We start from the raw sequence: 24,801 nt of genomic DNA on the forward strand, positions 1-24,801 counted from the left end.
ACTGTACGCTAACTACAGCCATTTATAATTTTAGACAAATGTGACCAATGTCCGCTTCATTTGGTCACCGTAAAAAAAGAATAATTAATATTTTATGATTGTTTTTGATAGTATAATTGGTATATTCTTTAAAAGAAGTAAGGAAAGTTATTTTTTTTCAATATGTTTATGGGGTAATGTATTGGTAAACTATAAAAAATGACAAGTTAATTTGACTTTTACTCTGAGTTTCTTATTTTACTAATAAGTCTTATTTCATTGGTGATAAATTGTCTACATACGAATCAATTCCTCAAGCTTCACTTTTACTTAATTCTTTGAGATCTGTTGGATATGCAGAAGACGCTGCTATTGCAGATATTGTTGATAATTCAATTTCAGCAAAAGCGACAGAAATTAAAATCAATTTTAATTGGGAAAAACAAGAAATTGTTATTCAAGACAATGGCATAGGAATGTCAAAAAATGAGCTATATGAAAATATGAAAATTGGCTCTTCAGATCCGAATGCATCACGAGATGATTTAGACTTGGGACGTTTTGGTATGGGGTTAAAAACAGCCTCTTTTTCTCTAGGAAGACAATTAATAGTTGTCACAAATAAGAATGGATTGATGTCAAACGCATCTTGGGATTTAGATTCAGTTGATAAATTGGGGTGGAAATTAATAATCGATGATGAAGGTATATATGAAGAGTATTTAGATAAAGAGCAACTAAGTTCAACAGCTGTAATTATTAAAAAGTTAGATGTTTTCAAAGAAAGAAATAAAAGCTCAAATTTGAAAAAATATTTTTTTTCAGTAATACGTGATGTTACTGAGCATTTAAGAGTAGTTTTTCACAGATTTATTAAAGAAGATGGCTTAAGGATATATGTAAACGATAATTTATTAGAAGCATGGGACCCTTTTGTATTAGATAATTCTGCAACGCAGGAATTACCATCAGAAGAATTATGGGACTCAGAATACAATACTTGTGCAACAATTCAACCTTATGTATTACCACATAAAACCAAATTTATTTCCGAATCTGCATATGAAGAGGCAGCCGGATACAGAGGCTGGAATTTAAATCAGGGAATATATTTATATAGGAATCGCAGACTAATTATAAGCGGTACTTGGTTTAATTTAGTTAAAAAAGAGCCTGCATTCAACTTAGCCAGAATTAAAATTGATATAAATTCAGAGTCCGATGAATATTGGAAAATAGATATAAAAAAATCCAGAGCTTCTTTGCCGAGCGCTTATAGAGATCGTTTATTTGCAACTGTGTTTGATTGTACATCAAGATCAACAAAGGTTTTCAATTCAAGAGGAGCGTATTCTAAATCACCTTTGGTACCTAAGTTAGACTTCGTTTGGGAGCAAACAAAAACAAAAAATGGATATCTTTTTAAGATTAATAAAAAACATCCTATTCTTGATTCGATTAGATCTGAACTTGATGATATGGGGCGTGAAAAATTAAAATCTTTCATATCTTTGATTGAAAATTTTGCTCCTTATATGAAAAATTGCATGGTAAATACATGTTCCTCAAATGAGATAAATGTCGATGAATCAGTTCGTCAAAAGGATATTGCTGAATTAACAAAAATAATAAAAGTATTTTTTGCACAAGGGTTTTCTGTAGAAGAAATTATAGAAACCATTAATGATATGCCATTATATAATTACATTAATGATCAAGTAAACAGTATATTGGAGTCTATTCGTGATAAATGATTTAACTTATTTGCCAGAAGAGCAAGAACATCTTGTATTATCGGCAGTAAAAAAATGCAAAAGATTTGTTGACGAAGAGAATATGTCTGTAAGTGATGCTGTAAAAAAAGTATGCAGTATATATGAAAGTTTTTTTGATGAAATATCATTTTTAGAAAATATTCTTTACACAGAAGTAACTCAAGTTGGGAATTCTGGAAAAGTGATTGCATCTAAAAATATTAGAGATAAAGATTGGTGGGATAATTATAAAAAGGGCGCAAAACTAAGTTATTGGAGAAGATATAAAAATTATCTTGAGCTAAAACCAGGTTGGAGTGACACATCGATTACAGATTTGGATTCATCAATTGATAAGGTGATGAATCTATTAGTAAACCCAAACAAAAAGCAAATAGATGACAGAATTGGATTGGTTTATGGTGACGTTCAAGCAGGAAAGACTGCTCACTATATGGGGTTAATAAATAAGGCCTATTCTGCCGGCTATAAGATCATTATTGTTCTCACTGGTATGCATAATAGCTTGAGAAGTCAAACTCAAACAAGAATAGATGAGGAGGTATTAGGTTATGAGACCTCAAATAACTCTTTCGATATGCAAAAACAAAATAGTGTAGGTGTTGGATTAGTAAAAAGCAATTTAGAGATTGGTGGATTACAGTCGTTAACAAATAGGGATGAGAATGGTGACATTTCCTCTAGAGCCACTGGTTCATATTTTCCTCCATATATTATTGTTACAAAGAAAAACGCAAAAGTATTAGGAACCATAATTGACAATTTTTCAAAAAGTCCATTCGCAATTCCGTATGAAGATAAAAAAGTAATAAGTCCAGAATATCCAGCATTAATTATTGACGATGAAGCGGATCAAGCCTCAATTAATACGAAAGATCCTATTAACAGTGAAGATCCATCTGCAATTAATGGGTTAATTCGAAAATTATTAAATATCTTTCAATGTAGATCGTATGTTGGATATACAGCTACACCTTTTGCGAATATTTTTATTCCAAAAGAAACAAATGATAAAGAATTTGGTGAAGATTTATTTCCAAGAGATTTCATAGTTAAAGCTCCCCGACCAAGCTTATATATCGGTGCAAAGGAGTTTTTTGGCTTTGGAGATGAATATATTGCTTATAATCACATGCCTTTATTGAGAGCGATCACATCAGAAGAAGGTATGAGTTATGGTCATAAAAATAAAGATGGAGGGATGTTTTATGACGAGCTTCCTAAAGAATTACTTGAATCAATTATGGCCTTCTATATTGCAGTAGCTGTAAGAAATCAAAGAGGGCAAATTAATAAACCAAATACAATGTTGATTCATGTTGTAAGATTTGTGGATCAACAAAAAATTATACAAAATCAAATTAAGGAACATCTAGATTATTTAAATTCTCAAATAATAAATAATGATCGACAAATAAAAAGAGAATTTAAAAACTTGTATGAAACTGATTTTAAAAACACAAATCAAAAAATGCATTCAGATCATGAAGCATATTCAAAAGGTTGCACTTTTATTGAATTTGATAATGTATGGTCAGAAATAAAAAATATTATTGCAAAGCCTGAGCATAGGATAAAGATATTTTGTATTAATGGAAAATCGGATGATGCTTTAGTATATAAAAAATATGAAGGTAAGCCTTTTAACGTTATTGCAATAGGTGGAGATAAGCTATCAAGAGGTTTGACATTAGAAGGTTTATCAATAAGCTATTTTTCGAGAGTATCCTCAACGATGGATACTTTGATGCAAATGGGGCGTTGGTTTGGCTACAGAAATGGATATATAGATGTTTGCAGAATTTATTCAACAGAGGAATTGTTTGAAAAGTTTAGGCATATTTCTTATTCTGTAGCTAATTTATCTCAACAGTTTGAAGATATGGATGTTCTTCAATCAGATCCTGAAAATTTTGGTCTAAAAGTTGCCACAAATCCTGATATTTTGATTTCAGCTAGAAATAAATTAAGAACAGGAAAAGAATATCGATCAGATTTTAGTTGTAAATTGGTACAAACTAGAATATTGGATACAAATCCAGAAATAATCGAAAACAACTACAAAGCTGTTGAAAAGCTGCTCGTGTCTATAAAGAATTATAAATTATGTTATGACCAATCCAATGAAAATTTGCCTATAGGTTTGAACGATAAAAATGGTAAACATTTTTATGGGGGAGTAAGTAGTTCATATATTATAGATTTCTTTGAAAACTATCATACTTCAAAACACGCTACACGTGCTAGTTCGAGGCACATTGCTGAATATATCAAAGAAATGAATAAATATGGGGGGCTAATTGAATGGACTGTTTGTTTAAATGGACTAGTTGTAAAAGATAAGAACAATGAGTATGTATCCAAAATAGCAAATATTACGGTACAAGGAATAGAGAGAAACACGAATAAAAACCTCTCTAATTGTGATAAAGATTATTGTGATCTTGGTGCAATAGTTTCTGGTGATGATGCAGAGTTAGATTTTGATAAAAGTAAATTAGATCTTGCTGTAAAAATAAGAAATGAATTAGAAAAAGATAAACAAATCTTAGCAAGAATTGTTAGAAAGGAGCTTAGGGATTTTTCTCATGGATATTTAATTTTATATCCAATAGGATGGGCTCAATCAAACCTAAAAACAAATAATGGTATTGCTCCATACGGCTTTGCCACTGTTTTTCCAGATAGATTAGGTAAAGGTCAACTTCAGTCATATAGATTAAATGAAGTTGCTATGGAGGAACTAGATGACGAGGGATAAATCAGCAAAGATATTCAATGAATTGATTGCAGAAATTTCTGTTAATTCTTATACCGAATCAGATTGTGTTTACAGAAAATATTCTTTGAGTAATGAACTTTCTTTAATTTATTCTGTTTCAGTAAAAGATAAATTAAGAGCCATTTGTGTTCCAATATTGTCACCTAATTTAAGCAAAAAAATAGAAGCATGCTATGGAATTGAATCATGTGTTAAGTCTTTAGATGCATATACAAATGATCAACTATGCATTTGTTATACTCAAAAAAATAGCACGGATTCAATGATATTTGAAATTGTTGCTGAGGATATAAGAGAACATCTTGAAGCAATTACAGATCCAGAAAAATATGTTAATACAATTAATGGTGTACTTAAGAAATGGAAAAATTTTTTTAGTACTAGACAAGATCTTTTGTTAAGTAAAAATGAAGAATTGGGGTTGTATGGAGAACTAACTTTATTAAACAAATTAATACAAACTTTTGGAGAAAATATTGTTAATTCATGGGCCGGTCCCAAAAAAGAAACGCATGATTTTTATATAGGAAAAAATGCAATTGAAGTAAAAACTACATCAAAACAGGCTCCTTATCAGGCTCACATAAATAATGAATATCAATTGGATAAAAGAGATGTTTCTGGAATGTTATATTTGTCTTTTTTTGCATTTCGTCGTGATGAGTCCGGACCAAATACATTACCTCTCTTAATAAAAGAAATCCGTAATAGTTTGAGTAAAGATGATATCTCATTGAATTCATTTAATGAAAAATTATTCAAGGTAGGATATGTAGATTCCTTAGAGGAGAATTATAAAAGTAGCTACACGTTAAGATGTGAGCATTTATATTGCATAAAAGATGATTTTCCCTGTATTGCAAGATGCAAATTACCTAAAGGTATAAATAATGTTGAGTATAACGTAAATATAGAAACTTGCGAAGAATATCTGGTAAATCTTAAAGAATTAAAAAACTTCTTATAGGAATAAATAATGGCGCAAAATCTTCAAGACTTTTTTTGTGAATTTAATGACGACGTAAAAAAATATCAGATTGAACATGAAACAAGTACGATAAATCAGTCTTTTAAGGAAATTTTTCTCTCATATTTGAATGATAATGGTATTGATAATTTGCAAGATGCTCAATTATATGATTTTCAAAAGCAATCTGAAAATATAAAACTTGATGGTGTTTCATATAGTGAATTTTTTCAAACATTAACATTAATTGTTGGAAAATATGATTCAAAAAATACTTATGCAACTTTGTGGAAAAAAGATATTGATCAATATTTAAAAGCTGGGCTGAAGTACTTTAAATCCTGTATTTCTGGTGATTTAGAAAATTTAGAACACAGTTCTGATGGGTATGAAGCATATACCTACATAAAGGAAAGATTAAACAATATTCAAAATGTTAATATCATTTTTATTACAAATGATATATCGAAGAACTATATTCCAGAAGATTGTAAATTTAAAGACTATGTAATTAAATTTGATGTATATGATATTGAAAGATTGCATCGAATAATTTTTTCAAGAAATACTGAAAGCAGGCCATTAATAATTAAATTAAAGGAGAAATATTCTACTTCATTAAAAATGATAAAAGCACCAATCAATAGTTCAACTTACGATTGTTTCATTGGAGCTATTTCTGGTGAATTATTAGCAAAAATATATAAAGATGAAGGCCAAGCATTAATTCAAAAAAATGTTAGATCATATCTTCAGGCTACAGGTTCAGTAAATAAGGGAATAAAAAAATCTTTACTAAATGAACCTGATATGTTTATGGCATATAACAATGGTATTTCAACTATTGCAGATGGCATTAAATTTGATGATGAGTTTAAATCTGATGATGTGATAGTTTCGGTTTCAGAAATAATTGGTTGGCAGATTGTGAATGGTGGTCAGACTACTGCTTCAATATTTAATGTTTTTAAAGGACAAAATGATTTAGATCAGGTAAGTGTGCAAATTAAGCTTATTGTAATAAAAAATACAAATGAATCTAATCAGATAATATCTAATATTTCTAAGTATGCAAATAGTCAAAACAAAATTAATATGTCTGACTTTAATGCCAATGATGATTATCATATCGAAATGGAGAATATATCAAGAAAGATATTTATTCCTGTAGAAAAAGGAAAACCAACGGAGCAATGGTTCTATGAACGAGCTAGAGGACAGTATCTTGTTGAATTAAATATGCAAAATACGCCAAAAGCTAAAAAAGAATTTAAGGAAAGAATTCCAAAGAAAAGGTGTATATCAAAAGCGGTAGCAGCAAAATGTATAATGGCTTACAAAGGGTATCCTTATTATGTAAGTAGAGGTTTAGAGACGAATTTTATATTTTTTTCTAGTTTGATCCAAGAAGGGAAAATTGATAAACCTTCAAATGAAACGTATATTGATATGATATCAAAAGTTATATTGTTTCAGTCATGCGATAAGATAGTATCCGATTTGAATTTTGGTGGGTATAAAGCTCAAATAAACTATTATGTAGTAGCATTGATAGGAAAATATTTTTCTGACAGAATTATTCCTCAAGAGATTTGGCAAAAGCAAATAATATCTCCTGATGTTGCTTCAATTATTGAGACTTTATCTTTAAAAGTTTGGTTCCATTTTTCAAATCCTACTACTCCGGGAGTGAATATTTCTCAATGGTGTAAAAAAGAAGATTGCTGGAAACTATTACAAGAAAGATACGAAAAGGATGCTTTAAAATAACCTACTGCCAAATGGATGTGGTTAAAAGAAGCTGGTGACAAAGGTTAAGGCCCTTCTTTCATTTTGCATATCTATGCACGAAGAGCCTTTAACTTAATATTAAGAATCAAAGAAGGTTAAACCTTTCTCTGTTTCGATTCTCTTAGATGTTGGATAATCAAAGCAAGGTTTTGTCTTGAGAATATCAACAAAAAGCTTTGATTCATATCTTGCAATCTGAAGATCGTGAAGCAGGTAGTTTCCGCAGTTAACTGGAAGTGCGCCTGGAATAACGTCATCATAATCTCTGCAGTATTCAAATGCTCTTATCATAAGAGGCAGAATCTCCTGAGGTGTTGGTTTACCTTTCATAATCAGGTAGCAGCCAGTCAGACAGCCCATAGGTCCCCAGTAGATAACTTTATCTTTCCATTCTGGATCGTTTCTTAGGAATGTTGCTACAACATGTTCAATTGAATGCATTGCATTTGGATGAATTGCTGGTTCAACATTTGGTGTTTTCATTCGGATATCGAATGTGGTAGCAAACTCGTTTCCGATAGTATCAATTCTTGATACATAAATACCAGGAACAAGCTTTGTGTGGTCTACCTGAAAGCTAGGGATTAAATCCATAAAAAGCTCCTAAAGCTGAAAATCATGTTTTTAGTATTATATATAACTAATAACCGACATGAATAGTAGGAATTAAAAATAATTAATTAAACGATAATAAAAAAAAGAGGCATTAGCCTCTTTTTTCATAACTATTCATTTGGCTTGAGAATAGTAGGTCCTGATTTTTCTTCAGTATTTGGGTAATCAAGATTATAGTGAAGACCTCTTGATTCATGTCTCTTCATTGCTGATTTAACGATAATCTCAGCTACAGCTAGAAGATTTCTTAGCTCTAACAGATTTCTAGATACCCTAAAGTTAGAGTAGTATTCACTAACTTCTTTCTTGAGCATCTCAATTCTATGCATAGCTCTTTCAAGACGTTTGTTGGTTCTTACGATACCGACATAATCCCACATGGTAAGACGAAGTTCGTGCCAGTTGTGAGTAATGATAACTTCCTCATCAGAGTTTGTTACCTGGCTTTCATCCCAGTCCTTGATTTCAACTGTATCAAATTCATCATCGTCAAGGTGCTTAAGGATATTTTCCGCAGCAGCTTTGCCGTAAACAACACACTCAAGTAGAGAGTTTGAAGCAAGTCTGTTTGCTCCATGAAGACCAGTATATGCACACTCGCCGATAGCATATAAACCATCAATATCTGTTCTTGCTTTTTTATCGACCATGATACCACCACAGGTAAAGTGTGCTGCAGGAACAATTGGAATTGGCTGCTTGGTGATATCGATACCAACCTTTAGGCAACGCTCATAGATGGTTGGAAAGTGTTTTTTAACAAATTCAGGCTCTTTAAATGAAATATCAAGGTACATGCAGTGTGCACCTAATTTCTTCATTTCATGATCGATTGCTCTTGCAACAATGTCTCTTGGAGCAAGCTCAAGTCTATCATCATAATCCTGCATGAATCTTGTACCATCAGGACGCTTTAACTGAGCTCCTTCACCTCTTAGAGCTTCTGTTAAGAGAAAGTTTCTGTCAGCATCGCAATATAGAGTTGTTGGATGGAACTGATTGAACTCCATATTTGCGACACGGCAACCTGCACGATATGCCATTGCAATACCATCACCAGAGCTTACCTCTGGGTTACAGGTATACTGATAAACCTTTGATGCACCACCTGTACACAATGCAATGAATTTGGCATTGATTGTGATTACATGATTTGTGGTTGTATCAAGTACGTATGCACCAACGACTCTGTTTCCTACAAGGCCAAGCTTGTGAGTTGTAATAAGATCAATTGCATTGTGATTTTCAAGAATTGTGATATTTTTATTTTCACGTGCTCTTTCAACAAGAGTTTCCTGAATTGATTTACCGGTATGATCTTCTGCGTGGAAAATTCTTCTGTGAGAGTGACCGCCTTCTCTATGAAGGTGATAAGGTGACTGTTCATCTTCAACCTTTGTTTCTTTCAGATCAAAAGGAACTCCCTCATCGATGAGCCACTGAATAGCGTCATGTGCATTTTTAGCAACGAACTCAACAGTTTTCTCATCACATAAGAAACCGCCTGCAATGCAGGTGTCTTTTATATGCGCCTGAATGCTGTCATCATCATCTTTGATATTGTAAACACCAGCGATGCCACCTTGAGCATAATTAGTAGAACCTGCACAAACGTTCTCTTTTGATAGAACAATAACTTTAGCTTTTTTTGCTAAGGTCAGTGCAAGTGTAAGACCTGCAGCTCCAGAACCGATAATAAGACAATCTGTTGTGTAATTCATTTTCTTACCTGTTGCTCTTATTTATAAAAAACACATTGTGATAATTTTACTCTTTTATGATGCACTTAACACAAATTTAATATCTAAGAGTACTAAAAAAAGAGGCAAATTTTTTTAGACTGCATTTATTTGGCTTTTACTGTAAAATATCTAAGTCATAAATAATATGATTAAAAAAATTTTTTGAACTTTTAAAAAATAACTTAGTCAAAACGTATAAAAGGTGCAGTAAGACATGGGATCCGTAAACGAAAATTTTAAAGCTTCAAATGACGAAGCCATCGTGAAGCGGGTTCAGGAAGGTGATGTTGAAGCCTACAACTTACTTGTAATCAAGTATCAGCATAAGATATTTCAGGTTATAGGAAAGTTTGTAAATAATCAGGCAGACATTGCTGATGTGGCTCAGGAAGCTTTTATTAAAGCATACAGAGCTATCAATTCCTTCCGTGCCGACAGTTCCTTTTATACCTGGTTGTATCGAATTGCGGTTAATACAGCAAAAACACATTTAGAATCAAACAATAAAACAAGAAATCATCTTGATGTTGATTCTCCTGAGTTTCAGTCAATTGACGAGCAGGGTGTATTAGCAAGTTCAGATACTCCAGATAGAATAATAGAATCGCAAGAATTGCAGCAAGTGATTATCGACGCTATGGCTGATCTTCCTACTGAATTATCTGAGGCGATAACCTTAAGAGAAGTAGAGGGAATGTCATACGAAGATATGGCGGTTGTGCTTAAAGTTCCGATTGGAACAGTAAGATCCAGAATCTTCAGAGCGCGACAATTTATAGAACAAAGAATGACAAAGTTTGCAAAATAATCGGGAGTAGGTATGACAACTTCACATGAATCAGAGAATGCAGAATATCTTTCCGCTCTTTTTGATGGTGAATCTTCTCAGACTGAAAAGTTAAGTTTATCTGCTGAACACAAGCAGACACTTAAGAATTATTCTCTAATCGGTGCTGCACTTCGTAATGAGCTTCCAAGAAAGGTCGATATGTCTTTCTCTGATAGCGTAATGAATACAATTGCTAAGGAAAAGATTGTACCTGAACTTAAGATTATACCAGTACCTACTTATAAATTCGTATTCAGGAAAGTGGCAACTGCAGTAGCTCAGATGGCAATGGTTGCTTCTGTTGCAGCGGTTACAGTTATCGGTTATCAGACTTTTACAGCAGATTCTTCAGTTATACAGGAGAGTGCTTCTAATGCATTAGGTCCTGTAGATGGAGTAAATCTTGCAAGTTATCAGACCTCATCACAGGCATCTAATAAAATAAACCTGTCTACAGATGAGGATAAGGCTGAAAATGCTGTAAAATTAAATTCAAGTGAACTTAAAAAACAGCAGGCCCTGGAAGTTGAACGTATCAACAATTACATCAGAGGTTATGTTGTAAGCACAGCCTCAAACTGATGAACAGAATTTAGACAAATCAAGGGGGCTTTTGCCCCCTTTTTCATGGAATATTATGAAACTGAAAACAATTAAAGCAACACTTACTTTTCTTATTGGAAGCGTAATTACTAATGCGTTTGCAGCAAACAGCTGTTTTGAACATTTTTATGATGTTCAGAATATGTATACAACAAACAATTTTGATGCAACCATAGCACATACAGACAGCATGGGAATCAATCTGTATGCCTTAACTCACCTGTATATTAACAACACTCCTTATACTACATGGAAGTCCTTGAATGGAGAATTAGACGGATATGCGCTAAAAGGACTTAAGGGAATTGATTTTAATAAGGATCGGGAGTATGTAGGTGCAATGCTTTGGCATCAGTCATTAATCTTTGACAAAATCATGCATTCACAGACAATACTGAAAAACTACGAATGTACTTTGGTTGGTCGTACGAGAATATCAGGAAGAAAGGTTGTTGTTTCTAAACTCTCTCCTGTTGATGATGCAAGATACAGTTTTCTCATAGCCAGTGATGACGAGACAAATCTTCCTGTTGAAATGAGTGTAATTGCACCATCAAATGCACTAGTTACAAAATTCACTGTAACTGCAATGCATTCTGTAAATGCAAAAAACGGATCTTTTCCTGATGATGTTTTTGATTCTATAAAGCTAAATCCAAAAAAGGATCTCTCCTTAGCAGAAATCTGGCCGGAACTTACAATTCCTTCTTATTTTGCACTTTGTGATTATGGAGTTCAGAAAATGGGAAATGAGATGGTTGACTATCTTACATTTACAGATGGGCTTGTAGATTTCAGAGTATACAGGAATTCAAAAACAACAGTCATGATTCCATCTGCAACTGACGGAACTATCAGTGTTTTCAGAAAAAAAGATCAGTTTTTTGAATATGCTGTTGCAGGTGAAATTCCTCTTGCAATGTCAAAAATAATTCTTTCAAAAATAATATCGAATGAATAATAGTGCTGAAAAAAGTAAAAAAACAAAATTTTGCCTAAATTACAATGAGTTATACCAATAGTGAAAGCCTTTTGTAAAAATGGTAAAATAACGAAAATTTTTGTAATCATAGAATTATTAGGAACATTATGGCAGACGTTTACGACCGCTCAAAAGTTAGAAATTTCTCTGTAATCGCACACATCGATCACGGTAAATCAACATTATCCGATAGATTCATTCAGATGTGCGGTGGTTTAAGCGATCGCGAAATGACCTCTCAGGTCCTTGACAACATGGATATTGAGAGAGAGCGTGGTATTACCATTAAAGCTCAGGCAGTAACCCTTAAATACAAGGCAAAAGACGGAAATACCTATGAGCTTAATTTTATTGATACTCCAGGTCATGTGGATTTCTCTTATGAGGTTTCCCGTTCTTTATTTGCCTGTGAGGGTGCACTATTAGTAGTAGATGCAAGTCAGGGTGTTGAAGCTCAGACACTTGCAAACTGTTATCAGGCAGTAAATCTTGATCTTGAGGTTATTCCTGTTTTAAACAAGATTGATTTGCCATCAGCTGATCCTGACAGAGCTATTGATGAGATTGAAGATCTGATTGGTATTGAGGCTCATGATGCCTGCATGTGTTCTGCTAAGACAGGTCTTGGTGTTCAGGATGTTCTTGAAAGAATCGTAACCTCAATTCCTGCTCCTCAAGGTGATCCTGATGCTCCTCTTCAGGCACTTATTATCGATTCATATTTTGATGATTATCTTGGTGTTGTAGCTTTAGTCCGAGTAAAGAACGGAACCTTACGTCGTGGTGACAAGATTAAGGTTATGTCTCAGGGAGTTGCTTGGCAGGTTGACGGACTTGGTATTTCAACTCCTAAGAGAGTAAAGGTTGATGTTTTAAACTGTGGTGAAGTAGGTTGGGTTGTATGTGATATCAAGTCAGTACATGCAGCTCCTGTTGGAGATACAATCACTCATGTAAAACCAGCCTGTGAAGCACCTCTTCCTGGTTTCCAGAAGGTAAAACCTCAGGTTTATGCAGGTATGTTCCCTGTTGAAACCGATGATTACAATGCATTTAGAGATGCACTTGAGAAACTGTCATTAAATGATGCATCTTTATTCTTTGAACCTGAAAATTCAAAGGCATTAGGTTTTGGTTTCAGATGCGGCTTCCTTGGTATGCTGCACATGGAAATCATTCAGGAAAGACTTGAAAGAGAGTACAACCTGAACCTGATAACTACTGCTCCTACAGTAGTATATGAAGTTTTAATGACAAACGGAGAGGTTATCCATATCGATTCTCCTGCTGCACTTCCTCCTGTTTCAAATATTGCTGAAATCAGAGAGCCTATTGCAGAATGCCGCATGTTGATGCCATCGGAATATGTTGGTGCAATCATGAAGATTTGTCAGGAAAAACGTGGTATTCAGACTGGTCTTGAGTATCATGGTGATCAGGTTGCATTGACTTATGAGATTCCAATGTCAGAAGTTGTTCTAGATTTCTTTGACAGAATCAAATCAGCTTCTCGTGGCTATGCTTCCCTTGACTACAGTTTCAAGCGATTCAACTGTGATGATCTTGTGAGAATGGATATTCTTATTGCAGGTGAAAGAGTGGATGCTCTTGCAATTATTCTTCACCGTTCAGTAAGCCGTACAAGAGGTCTTGCAGTTGTAGAAAAAATGAAGGAAGTAATTCCTCGTCAAATGTTTGATATTGCAATTCAGGCTGCAATCGGTACTCAGATTATCGCTCGTTGTACTGTTAAGGCATTAAGAAAGGATGTTCTTGCAAAGTGCTATGGTGGTGATATCACAAGAAAGCGCAAGCTTCTTGAAAAACAGAAAGCTGGTAAGAAGCGCATGAAACAGTTAGGAAAGGTAGAGGTTCCTCAGGATGCATTCCTTGCAATATTAAAGGTAGGAAAAGAATAATACAAAAAAGAAGGTAGAACGTGATTGAGGTAATTTCAGAAAATCTTTTTGCATATATCCTTTTTTTTGCCAGTGTTGTAACAGGCATCTGTTATTTCATTGATTTAAAAAAATATAAGAAAAAGCGTAAAGAAGCCCTGGCTGCTGCATTAAAGGCAAACAAGGATCTTAGCCGAAAGGAAAAAAAGAAGATTATGGAGCCAGCCAATTTTATAGGACAGGTTGGTTCTGTATTTATAGTTATCTTAGTTGTTTTTCTTTTCAGAAGTTTTGTCTATGAGCCTTTTAGAATTCCATCAGGCTCAATGATGCCAACTTTACTAACTGGTGATTTTATTGCTGTTAATAAGCACGCATATGGAATCAGAAATCCACTTACAAATAATGTAATTATTGAAACAGGCATGCCAAAACGTGGTGATGTTATTGTATTCAAATATCCAGAAGATAAATCAATAGATTACATCAAGCGAGTTGTAGGTGAGCCTGGTGATGTAATTATCTATCAGGATAAGCATCTGTATATCATCAAGCATGAAGAATCAGAGAAAAAACATGCTCAGCTGGTTAATGTTCAATTCATGTATACCGATGAAGAGGAGATATCTTTAGGTTTCTCTGAGAATTATGATGTATACAAAGAATCCTTTGCTAAGGGTGAATCTCATATTATCCGAATAAATCAGAATGCATCTATGCTCAAAGAGTATTTTTATAAGCAGCCTGGTTTTGAAAGAGGAATTTGGAAGGTTCCTGAAAACTGCTATTTTGCAATGGGTGATAACAGAGATAACAGCAAGGATAGTAGATTCTGGGGATTTGTACCTTTTGAGAATATTGTTGGAAAAACAGAAGGCATCTGGATGTCCTTGGAATTTGATGAAAAAGATCAGTCAATGCTGAGCTTTATTCCAAAGTCAGTACGTTTTAACCGAATTGGCGGTATAAATTAAAAAATGTCAGAAAAAACTAATGTGATAGCCCTTCAGAATCTAGAACTGAAGCTTGGGTATGCTTTTGAAGATATTAAACTGTTAGAGCAGGCTTTGACTCATAGAAGCTTTGGTCCTATTCATAATGAAAGACTTGAGTATCTAGGTGATTCAATCCTTGGTATGGTTATCGCAAAAGATCTCTATGACAGATTTCCAAAATGCAAGGAAGGAGATCTGACAAGAATGAGATCTACTCTTGTAAGAGAAACAATGTTAGCTCAGATTGCAAGAGAGTTTGAACTTGGAAATGTATTAAGATTAGGACCTGGTGAACTTAAAACAGGCGGTTTTAGAAGAGACAGTCTTATTGCTGATGCAGTCGAGTCTATTATTGGCGCTATGTTTATTGATTCTCATGAAAGTTTTGAACTTGTGAGACAGAATATTCTTCGCTGGTTTAAGACAAGACTTGAGACAATTAAGCCTGATGTGGATCAAAAGGATCATAAATCAACACTGCAAGAATACCTTCAGTCAGCTCATTTACCTCTTCCTGAGTATAAGGTAGAGTCTATTGAGGGAACAGACAATGAGCAGATCTTTGTGGTTTCTGCAAATGTTAAAGGCTACGAAAAACAGATTGGTCGTGGCTCTTCAAGACGCAGAGCTGAGCAGGTTGCTGCAGGTCTTGTATTAGAACTTATTGATAAACGAAAGAAATATAAATAGAGAGGATACTATGTCACACTTTGGATTTGTTGCGATCATAGGAAGACCAAACGTTGGTAAATCAACACTGATGAATCATCTGATTGGTCAGAAGATCTCTATTACCTCAAGAAAACCTCAGACTACAAGAAACAGAATTGTTGGTATTGATACAAAAGATGAGTATCAGGTGGTTTTTGTTGATACTCCAGGTTTGCACCGTGAAGAAAAAAGGGCAATCAATCATCTGATGAATAGAGCTGCAGAAAGTGCTCTTGGTGATGTTGAACTGGTTCTTTTCGTTGTTGATCCATCAAGATGGACCGATGATGATGAAATGGCTTTTCACAGAGTAAAGAATTCTGGTGCTCCAGTTGTTCTTGTTATCAATAAGGTAGATACAGTTGCAGACAAGGAAACACTTCTTCCTCTTATTGATAAACTTTCAAAGATCATTAATTTTAAAGATATTGTTCCTGTATCAGCTTTAAGAGGCACTAATCTTGATATCCTAAAGGATATTATTTACAAGTCTCTGCCAGAGGGAGATCATCTTTTCCCTGATGACAGTATTACAGACAGATCATCTCGCTTTTTAGCATCAGAAATCGTTCGTGAAAAGTTGATGCGCCAGATGGGTGAGGAGCTTCCTTACAGCTCAACTGTAGAAATTGAAGAATTCAAGGAAGAAGACGGTCTTTTAAGAATCAGTGCTGCAATTCTTGTTGAAAGACAGGGCCAGAAAAAAATGGTTGTTGGTGCCCAGGGTGCAAGAATCAAGATGATTGGAACTGAGGCAAGAAAGGATATGGAAAAGCTGTTTGATTCAAAAGTATTCTTGCAGCTGTTTGTAAAGGTTAAGGCTGGATGGTCTGACGATGTCAGAGCATTAAAGAGCCTTGGCTATGATGACTTTGAGGCAAAATAAATGCCATTGAGCATAGATGACGAGCCAGCTCTCGTCATCCACTCAAGACCATATCAGGAGCATTCGCTTCTACTAGAGCTTTTCACACTTAATCTTGGAAGAATAAGTGCAGTTGTAAGACTTAAAAGCAATAAGAACTCATCAAACAGAGGGTTATTTGAACCCTTTACTCTTCTAAGGCTTTCTCTGTTTCAAGGAAGAAGCTCTCTTTTTAGAGTAAATTCTGCAATGATGCAGAAAGTTGCTTTTAAAATTGAAATACCATACACATTCTGTGCAATATATATCAATGAACTTCTGTTCAGATTAGTAAAGTCACAGGAAAGTGATCCTAAGCTGTTTGCCCAGTATATTCGCTCATTAGAGGAGCTAGAGGCTAAACACTCTGAAAACCTTGTTCTTAGAAATTTTGAGAGTGTATTACTCGAAAGTCTAGGTTATCAGATAGATTTTAAAACTCAGGATCAAAAAATGCTTTCAGAAGAAAAATCATATTTCTTTTCAGCAACTCAGGGTTTTATAGAAGATTTGTCATCAACAAGTCATTCATATTCAGGAAAAACTCTTTTAAAGATAATGAATCATGAATATGACTGTGAAGATAGTTTAAAGATTTTAAAGAAAATACATGCAGCTGTGATAAAAGAGCTTTTAGGTGATTATGAACTTAAAAGCAGAAGGCTGTATGAAGAATACATAAAATATTAGGTGAGAACATGGTAACTTTTTATAAACCAAGTAAAAGCACAAAAGCAAAAAAGGCAGTAACTGTTACTTTTACCGATCTTGATCTGCAAGGTAGAGCTGTAGGAAAGGAAGGTGGTAATACCTATTTTGTTGAAGGTCTTATGCCTGGCGAAAAAGCCAATGTTCAAGAGATTAATGCAAAAGGAAATATCATCACCGCAAAGTATACAAAGATCATCAAAGCTTCAGAATTGAGAATTCAGGATGACTGTGAATATGCCGATAAGTGCGGTGGTTGCAAGATGTCATTTGTTCCTGGCGATATGTTACTTAACAGTAAGATTGAGGGGATCAAGCGACTGTTTTTAAAGAATGCAACTGTTAATCTTGATGATCCTGCTTTTTTTGAAAAAGCTGAGTCTATAGGTTACAGAAGAGCCTGCAGATTTGCAATTAGAGGTGATCACAACAAGCTCTATGTTGGTTTCAGAGAAGAGCGTTCAAATTCTCTGGTTAAAGTAAAATTCTGCAAATGCCTGACAGAAAGAATCAATTCAGTTATTGAACCGCTTAATAAACTCATAAATTCTTTTGAAAAGAAAGACAAGTTAGGTCACATTGAATGTCTTGATTCAGACGGTCTTTTAGGAATTCTAATTAGATTTTCTGAAGTCTTAAACAAAAAAGACGAGGAAAAGATTGTTGCTTTTGCCAAGGATACTGACACTGTAGTATCAGTTGTTGAACCTTTTTATGATCCAAAAATTATAGACAAGAAAAGAGAAAGCTTAAAAGAGAGAATTGTAGCAGGTGATCCTTCAAAACTATTTGTAACATCAGGTGGAATCAGAATTGAATGTATGCCATCCTCTTTTGTACAGGTTAACAGATTCTTGAACACAAAGATGCTTGATAGAGTGTGTTCTTATGTAGAAGAAGGAAAGGACAGTGTTCTTGATCTTTTCTGTGGACTTGGTAATTTCACCTTCCCTCTGACAAAAAAAGCAAAAAAGGTTGTAGGTGTTGATATTGTGGCAAGAATGGTTCTTGATGCAAGAGAGAATGCCAAGGAGCATGGCATTGACAATATCAGTTTTGAAATTGCAGATCTTGAAGAGCAGTTTGAAAACCAAAAGTGGGCTAAAGAAGATTATGATGTTGTTGTAATGGATCCGGGCAGAGCTGGTGCTAAGAGAGCAACTTTGTTTTTGGCAAATAAAAAGCCAAAGAGAATCATTTATATCTCATGTAATCCACTTGCAGCATCAAGAGATTCTCAGGAGCTTATTAAGAAGAATTACAAGTTAAGCTCATGGGGTGTTATTGATATGTTCCCAAGAACTGCTCATATTGAGATGATTTTGGTTTTTGATCTAGAAAACAAGAAAAAATAAGAACATAATAAAAGCATAAATAAAGCTTAATAGGAAAAAAATCATGGTTGCAATCAGACAGACCCATAGTGCATCCTTTGATTTTATAAAATGGGTAGATGAACTAGATCTTCCAAATGATCAAAAGGATGTAATAAACAAAACCAATGATTTCGTGATAAAACACATTCGCGATTCTGAGGTTGCAGAAGACTTCGTTTCTCCAGATGACTTGGTTGCAAGGTTCAACCATATTTCATCTGAGATTGTTGTTATTCTGATGAGTCTGAATATGGATCTTGCATCACTGCAGGTATCCATTCTGTATCCTGCCTATGAGAATAATTTTATTTCCTTTGAGGATGTATCCGAAAAATTCGGTCCTAAAATAGCGAAACTTCTTCTTGCTGTAAAAGATATGGAAGCAATCCGATCTTTACAGACTCTAAGCTCAGAAAAGGCAACAGAGGATCAGGTCGACAGAGTACGCCGCATGATCCTTGCAATGGTTGTTGATATCAGAGCAGTTGTAATCAAACTTGCTGAAAGAATTGCTGTTATCAGAATGGCAAAAAATGAGGATGAAGCCTCAAGAAATCTGATAGCAAAAGAAGTAAGCAACATTTATGCCCCGCTTGCAAACAGATTAGGTATTGGTCAGCTCAAATGGGAACTTGAAGATCTTGCTTTCAAGTTTCTTCATCCTGATAAGTACAGCGAAATTGCTCATAACCTTAATGAAAGAAGAATTGACAGAGAGCAGTATGTAAATGATTTTATCGAAGGACTTCGAAAAAATCTTATTGCAGATGGTGTCAGTGCTCCTGAGGTATATGGAAGACCAAAGCATATTTACAGTATTTACAAAAAGATGCAGAAAAAGCATCTGAAGTTTAGTGAGCTTTTTGACATCAGAGCTGTAAGAGTTGTTGTTAACACAATTGAAGAATGCTATACAGCATTGGGTATCATTCATACTAAGTATGAACATATCGCCAGCGAATTTGATGATTATATTGCTAATCCAAAACCAAATGGCTATCAGTCAATCCATACAGTTGTATATGGAGAGGGCAGAAAGATTGTTGAGGTTCAGATAAGAACCAGAGATATGCATAATCTTGCTGAACTTGGTGTAGCAGCACATTGGAAATACAAGGAAGGAAATGGTCAGAGTTCAGGTGTTGAACAGAGAATCAATTTCTTAAGAAAACTGTTTTCTTGGCGTGATGACATGGTTCAGTCAGGTGCGCTTGAAGAAGAATTCAAAAATCAGGTTTTTGAAAACAGAATATATGTATTTACACCTCATGGTGAGGTAATGGATCTGCCAAAGGGGGCTACACCTCTTGATTTTGCCTACCAGGTTCATACCATGATCGGACACAGATGTATAGGTGCAAAGGTGGATGGACGTATTGTACCTTATACATATAAGCTCAATACAGGTGAGCAAGTAGAGATCATCACTTCAAAGACACCTAATCCGTCACGCGACTGGTTAAAGTCTGAAAGAGGATTTTTACATACTAAAAAGGCTATCAACAAGGTTCAGTCATATTTTAGAAAGGTTGATTTTGATAAAAACAAGGAAGCAGGAATTCTTCTTGTTGATAAGGAATCAGACAGACTGTCACTGCCATACAGCAAAGATCAGATATCTTCTTTACTTAAAGAGAAACTATCAAGATTCAACTTCAAGACAGTAGACGATCTTTTTGCTGCAGTTGGTGCAGGTGATATAAGTGTAAATATCATTACATCAATACTTCAAGAGAAGCTCAATAAGGAAAACAGTGGAAATATCAGTTCTGATGAGCTTATTGGAAGTATTGTAAACAGAAAACCTGCAAGTCAGCTTATAAAGAAAACAAAACAGAGTTCTGGAATTGTAGTTGAAGGCGTTGGTGATCTTCTCACTCATATTGCAAAGTGCTGTCAGCCTATTCCTGGTGACAAGATTGTAGGCTTCGTTACACAGGGTAGAGGAATCAGTGTACATAGAGCAGACTGTGAAAAACTTAAAAAGATGGTTGAGCTTTTTCCAGAGCGCGTAGTTGATGCTACATGGGGTGAGAATATCTCAATGTCAGACAGAGGCTTTACCATTACTCTTAGAGTAGTTGGTGCAGATTATCCTGGCTTTTTAAGAGATGTCACAACGGTAATTGCCAATGAAAAGATGAATGTACTTGGCGTTCGCTCACATGTAGACAGTTCAAAAGATCTTTCATTAGTTGATATAGACCTTTTAGTTGTATCTATTCCTGTTCTTGATAGAGTTATATCAAAACTCAATGATTTGCCTCATATAACAAGCGCAAAACGCTTATAAATCAAGTAGTTATTATTTTTAAAACTAAAGTCATGGCAATTTGATTTGTTCATGACTTTTATAATATTTGTGGTATAATGCACAGTTTATAGTTAACCAGAAATTTTGGAGTTTTTATGTCTTCATCTCCTAAGATTATTTTTGTTACTGGCGGTGTAGTTTCTTCATTAGGCAAGGGCATTGCTGGTGCATCTTTAGCTGCAGTATTAGAAGCTCGTGGTTTAAAAGTAACCATTATGAAGCTTGATCCGTATATTAACGTAGATCCAGGTACCATGAGTCCAATCCAGCACGGTGAGGTGTTCGTTACTGAGGATGGTGCAGAAACAGATCTTGACTTAGGACACTACGAGCGTTTTATCAACTCTAAGATGTCTAAAAAGAATAACTTCACCACAGGTAGAATCTATTCTGACGTTATCAGAAAGGAAAGACGTGGTGATTACCTTGGCGCAACCATTCAGGTTATTCCTCATATCACAAACGCAATCAAAGAAAGAATTCTTTCAGGTTGCGAGGGTAATGACATTACTTTAGTTGAAATCGGTGGAACCGTTGGTGACATCGAATCATTACCATTCCTTGAGGCAATCCGTCAGTTAGCTGTGGATATCGGCCGTGAGAATGCATTATTCATGCACTTAACCTTAGTTCCATACCTTCAGACTTCAGGTGAGGTAAAGACTAAGCCTACACAGCACTCAGTAAAAGAATTATTATCAATTGGTATCCAGCCTGACATCCTTATTTGCCGTTCTGAATCAGGTATTCCTGCTCATGAGCGTCATAAGATTGCTATGTTCTGTAATGTTAAAGAGAATGCAGTAATCAATATGAAGGATGTTGATTCTATCTATAAGATCCCTGCTTTATTAAAGAGCCAGTATCTTGATCAGTTAGTAATCGACAGATTCCATCTATCAGCTCCAGAGGCTGATCTGTCAGATTGGGAACAGGTTTTATACCAGCAGGCAAATACTACCGGTGAGGTTACCATCGGTATGGTTGGCAAGTATGTTGAGCTTCACGATGCATACAAGTCAATTAATGAGGCATTAAAGCATGGCGGTCTAAAGAACCGTTTACAGGTTAACATCAAGTACATCGATTCAGAAGACGTTGAGGTAAAGGGTGTTGATTTATTAGAAGGCTTAGACGCTATTTTAGTTCCTGGTGGTTTTGGTAAGCGTGGTGTAGAGGGTAAGATTATGGCTGCCCGTTATGCACGTGAAAACAAGATCCCATACCTAGGTATCTGTTTAGGTATGCAAGTTGCACTGATCGAGTATGCTCGTAATGTTGCTGGAATGGAAGGAGCTAATTCAACAGAGTTTGATCCGGAATCTAAGTATCCAGTAGTTGCATTAATTACCGAGTGGAAGGATGAGTCAGGTAACGTTGAGAAACGTTCTGAGGATTCCGATCTTGGTGGTACCATGCGTCTTGGCGGTCAGCTATGTCACCTGCAGCCAGGCTCAAAGGTTCGTGAACTTTATGGCAGTGATGATATTGTTGAGCGTCACCGTCATCGTTATGAAGTTAATAATAACTTCATCAGCAAGATCGCAGAAAAGGGTCTGAAGGTTGCTGGTCTTTCAACAGACAATAAGCTTGTAGAGATTATCGAGAATCCAGAGCATCCTTGGTTTATCGGTGTTCAGTTCCATCCTGAATTTACTTCTAACCCAAGAAAAGGCCATCCTTTATTTGCTGGCTTTATCAAGGCAGCCAAGGAGTATCAGGATAATCACTAAATTATGACAAGGTATTTGGTTATTGCTGTTCTTTTAGTCCTGATTTCATATCTGGGCTATGACACCGTTTTTGGAAAAAACGGTTATTTACAGAGTGCCAGAACCGAAAAGAATTTAGAGATTGTTCAGGCTCGAAAAAAGAAACTCGAAAAAGAGAATCAGTCTTTGAAAGACGAAATTTCTGAACTGAGCCTAGGTAATCAGGTTACCGAGGCTCTTGCGCGAGAAGATCTTGGTCTTATTAAAAGCAATGAGCAGTTTTTCAGAGTAATTGATAAGGAACCATCTTCTAAGCGTAAGGAGAAATAGTGAATCAAGTCAAAATTGACGTGATCCTTCCTGCTGCAGGTGTTGGTAAACGCATGCAGCTTAATATTCCAAAACAGTATGCAAAAGTAAATGAGCTTACAGTGCTTGAGCATACTATAAGAGCTCTTAAGAAATCCCCTTTTGTAAATAATATCATTGTAGCTGTATCTGCAGATGACGAATATTTTGACTCATTAGCTGTTTCAAAAGAAAGTGGAATAATAAAGAGTATTGGTGGAAAGGAAAGATCTGATACTGTCAGATTATCTTTAGATAAAGTTACAACTCCTTATGTCATGGTACATGATGCAGCCAGACCTTTAATAGATCCTTTAGATATAGAAAAACTGTCAAAGCTGTGTTTTGAAGGTAAAGTTGGAGGTATTCTATGTGCAAAGGTTAGTGATACCATAAAACTTGTTAAAGATGGAAAAGTTGTTAATACTGTAGACAGAAGCTGTCTTTACAGAGCATATACACCACAGCTTTTTAAAACAGATCTTTTAAAGAGTGCTATACAAAAAGCATACAACGATAATGTAGCTATTACTGATGATGCATCAGCTATGGAATATGCAGGTTTTAATGTAGAAGTTATAGAAGGAAGAGCTGATAATTTCAAGCTTACTACCAAAGAAGATCTATTATTGTTTGAAAAGATTATAAAGGATTAATAATGTTTAGAATCGGTCATGGTTTTGATGTACATCGTTTCGGTGGAGAAGGCCCATGCATTTTAGGTGGAGTAAAGGTTCCATATGAACAAGGCCTTGTTGCTCATTCAGACGGTGATGTTGTAGTTCATGCTATCTGCGATTCTCTTTTAGGTGCGCTTGCACTTGGAGACATCGGACATTTTTATCCAGACAATGATGATAAGTATAAAAATATTGACTCAATGATCCTTTTAAAGGATGTTGTAGCAAAGATAAAAGAGCATGGTTACAAAGTTGTTAATTCAGATACTACAATCTTGGCACAGGCTCCAAAAATGGCAAGTTACGAAGCTAAGATGAGAGAGAACGTAGCATCTGTTTTGGAAGTTGAAGTTAGCTCTGTCAGTATAAAAGCCACAACAACAGAAAAGCTTGGTTTTACAGGCAGAAAGGAAGGAATTGCTGTTGAATCTGTAGTGTTACTTCAGAAGGTTTGATTAATATGAAGATTTTCTCATATCTGTATAATCTTTTTGAAAGACTGAGCTCTACTAAATATGCCACACCCATTATGTGTGTTAATTCTTTTGTAGAATCAATCTTTTGGCCAATACCTGCAGATGTGATGCTTGTACCTATGTGTATGTATCACAGAAACAAAGCTTTTTATTATGCATTTTTAACAGTTCTGTTTTCTGTTCTAGGTGCTATTGTTGGATATTATCTTGGATACTATATATACGATCCTTATATTTCAGACATGATTTCATTCTTCCACTATGAAAAGCACATGGAAACAGTTCGCTCTTGGCTGACACAGGAGTACGGTGTGCTGATGATATTCGTGGGGGCCTTTACTCCAATTCCATACAAGGTAATTGCAATTACCACTGGTCTTGTAGCTGCTGAAAGTTTTGCTAATACAGGTGCTGTAGGTTATCTTGGAATAATACCATTTGTTCTGATTTCCATTGTAGGTCGCTCCTTAAGATTCTTCCTTGAGGCTTTTGTGATTTACGTTGGAGGAGAGAAAATGGAAAAGACCGTAAAACACTATATTGATGTTATAGGTTGGATCTGTGTCTTATTAATTGCACTTTTAATCGTGTATAAGTTCTTATTTTAGTAAAAA

The 24,801-nt window shown here is 35.0% G+C and carries 21 protein-coding genes; 19 read left to right on the plus strand and 2 right to left on the minus strand.

The window, feature by feature from the left end; translation table 11 throughout:
* Nucleotides 1-269: 269 nt before the first annotated feature.
* Genes J5V48_RS06325 through J5V48_RS06340 form a run of 4 tightly spaced genes read left to right on the plus strand, consistent with a single transcriptional unit; the run spans nucleotide 270 to nucleotide 7,273 of the window.
* Nucleotides 270-1,733 carry an ATP-binding protein gene (locus tag J5V48_RS06325; protein ID WP_219937728.1) on the plus strand — a complete coding sequence of 488 codons (1,464 nt, stop codon included), beginning with the start codon at nucleotides 270-272 and terminating at the stop codon, nucleotides 1,731-1,733.
* Nucleotides 1,723-4,515 carry a Z1 domain-containing protein gene (locus J5V48_RS10030; protein ID WP_219937729.1) on the plus strand — a complete coding sequence of 931 codons (2,793 nt, stop codon included), beginning with the start codon at nucleotides 1,723-1,725 and terminating at the stop codon, nucleotides 4,513-4,515. Before J5V48_RS06325 ends, J5V48_RS10030 begins: the two co-directional genes overlap by 11 nt.
* Nucleotides 4,502-5,503, plus strand: coding sequence for a PD-(D/E)XK motif protein (locus tag J5V48_RS06335; protein WP_219937730.1), 1,002 nt, complete (start codon nucleotides 4,502-4,504; stop codon nucleotides 5,501-5,503). Before J5V48_RS10030 ends, J5V48_RS06335 begins: the two co-directional genes overlap by 14 nt.
* Before the next feature lie 9 nt (nucleotides 5,504-5,512).
* Nucleotides 5,513-7,273 carry an AIPR family protein gene (locus J5V48_RS06340; protein ID WP_255557749.1) on the plus strand — a complete coding sequence of 587 codons (1,761 nt, stop codon included), beginning with the start codon at nucleotides 5,513-5,515 and terminating at the stop codon, nucleotides 7,271-7,273.
* Between the two features lie 99 nt (nucleotides 7,274-7,372).
* Here J5V48_RS06340 and J5V48_RS06345 read toward each other — a convergent pair whose 3' ends face one another.
* On the minus strand, nucleotides 7,373-7,888 hold the full coding sequence (locus tag J5V48_RS06345; RefSeq protein WP_219937731.1) for an S-ribosylhomocysteine lyase: 516 nt from the start codon (nucleotides 7,886-7,888) through the stop codon (nucleotides 7,373-7,375).
* 131 nt (nucleotides 7,889-8,019) lie between these two features.
* A complete protein-coding gene (gene nadB / locus J5V48_RS06350; RefSeq protein WP_219937732.1) occupies nucleotides 8,020-9,630 on the minus strand; it encodes an L-aspartate oxidase in 1,611 nt (536 codons plus the stop codon).
* A 235-nt stretch (nucleotides 9,631-9,865) separates the two neighbouring features.
* Here nadB and rpoE point away from each other — a divergent pair, with 235 nt between their 5' ends.
* From rpoE to J5V48_RS06425, 15 genes are all read left to right on the plus strand, one after another.
* Nucleotides 9,866-10,459: an RNA polymerase sigma factor RpoE gene (rpoE, locus tag J5V48_RS06355; RefSeq protein ID WP_219937733.1), complete on the plus strand. Its 594-nt coding sequence runs from the start codon at nucleotides 9,866-9,868 to the stop codon at nucleotides 10,457-10,459.
* A 12-nt stretch (nucleotides 10,460-10,471) separates the two neighbouring features.
* Nucleotides 10,472-11,062, plus strand: a complete 591-nt coding sequence (locus J5V48_RS06360; RefSeq protein ID WP_219937734.1) for a sigma-E factor negative regulatory protein — start codon at nucleotides 10,472-10,474, stop codon at nucleotides 11,060-11,062.
* Nucleotides 11,063-11,117: 55 nt separating this feature from the next.
* On the plus strand, nucleotides 11,118-12,044 hold the full coding sequence (locus J5V48_RS06365) for a sigma-E factor regulatory protein RseB domain-containing protein (protein ID WP_219937735.1): 927 nt from the start codon (nucleotides 11,118-11,120) through the stop codon (nucleotides 12,042-12,044).
* 128 nt (nucleotides 12,045-12,172) lie between these two features.
* Complete coding sequence (gene lepA / locus J5V48_RS06370) at nucleotides 12,173-13,984, plus strand: translation elongation factor 4 (protein ID WP_219937736.1); 1,812 nt, start codon at nucleotides 12,173-12,175, stop codon at nucleotides 13,982-13,984.
* Between the two features lie 20 nt (nucleotides 13,985-14,004).
* On the plus strand, nucleotides 14,005-14,937 hold the full coding sequence (gene lepB / locus J5V48_RS06375; protein WP_288136265.1) for a signal peptidase I: 933 nt from the start codon (nucleotides 14,005-14,007) through the stop codon (nucleotides 14,935-14,937).
* A gap of 3 nt (nucleotides 14,938-14,940) precedes the next feature.
* A complete protein-coding gene (gene rnc, locus J5V48_RS06380; RefSeq protein WP_219937737.1) occupies nucleotides 14,941-15,648 on the plus strand; it encodes a ribonuclease III in 708 nt (235 codons plus the stop codon).
* 10 nt (nucleotides 15,649-15,658) lie between these two features.
* Nucleotides 15,659-16,555, plus strand: coding sequence for a GTPase Era (gene era / locus J5V48_RS06385; RefSeq protein ID WP_219937738.1), 897 nt, complete (start codon nucleotides 15,659-15,661; stop codon nucleotides 16,553-16,555).
* On the plus strand, nucleotides 16,556-17,263 hold the full coding sequence (recO, locus tag J5V48_RS06390) for a DNA repair protein RecO (RefSeq protein ID WP_219937739.1): 708 nt from the start codon (nucleotides 16,556-16,558) through the stop codon (nucleotides 17,261-17,263).
* A gap of 8 nt (nucleotides 17,264-17,271) precedes the next feature.
* Nucleotides 17,272-18,636 (plus strand): 23S rRNA (uracil(1939)-C(5))-methyltransferase RlmD, encoded by a 1,365-nt coding sequence (gene rlmD, locus J5V48_RS06395; protein WP_219937740.1) that lies wholly within the window; start codon nucleotides 17,272-17,274, stop codon nucleotides 18,634-18,636.
* Between the two features lie 43 nt (nucleotides 18,637-18,679).
* Nucleotides 18,680-20,950, plus strand: coding sequence for a GTP diphosphokinase (gene relA, locus J5V48_RS06400; protein WP_219937741.1), 2,271 nt, complete (start codon nucleotides 18,680-18,682; stop codon nucleotides 20,948-20,950).
* 116 nt (nucleotides 20,951-21,066) lie between these two features.
* Entirely contained in the window at nucleotides 21,067-22,704 is a 1,638-nt protein-coding gene (locus J5V48_RS06405; RefSeq protein WP_219937742.1) for a CTP synthase, read from the plus strand.
* Between the two features lie 3 nt (nucleotides 22,705-22,707).
* Nucleotides 22,708-23,013 (plus strand): FtsB family cell division protein, encoded by a 306-nt coding sequence (locus J5V48_RS06410; protein ID WP_219937743.1) that lies wholly within the window; start codon nucleotides 22,708-22,710, stop codon nucleotides 23,011-23,013.
* On the plus strand, nucleotides 23,013-23,687 hold the full coding sequence (gene ispD, locus J5V48_RS06415; RefSeq protein ID WP_219937744.1) for a 2-C-methyl-D-erythritol 4-phosphate cytidylyltransferase: 675 nt from the start codon (nucleotides 23,013-23,015) through the stop codon (nucleotides 23,685-23,687). Before J5V48_RS06410 ends, ispD begins: the two co-directional genes overlap by 1 nt.
* Nucleotides 23,688-23,689: 2 nt before the next feature.
* Nucleotides 23,690-24,166, plus strand: a complete 477-nt coding sequence (gene ispF, locus J5V48_RS06420) for a 2-C-methyl-D-erythritol 2,4-cyclodiphosphate synthase (protein ID WP_219937745.1) — start codon at nucleotides 23,690-23,692, stop codon at nucleotides 24,164-24,166.
* A 5-nt stretch (nucleotides 24,167-24,171) separates the two neighbouring features.
* On the plus strand, nucleotides 24,172-24,795 hold the full coding sequence (locus J5V48_RS06425) for a YqaA family protein (protein WP_255557750.1): 624 nt from the start codon (nucleotides 24,172-24,174) through the stop codon (nucleotides 24,793-24,795).
* Nucleotides 24,796-24,801 lie beyond the last annotated feature (6 nt).

It is taken from the genome of Succinivibrio faecicola, from assembly GCF_019448115.1.
Taxonomy (GTDB): domain Bacteria; phylum Pseudomonadota; class Gammaproteobacteria; order Enterobacterales; family Succinivibrionaceae; genus Succinivibrio; species Succinivibrio faecicola.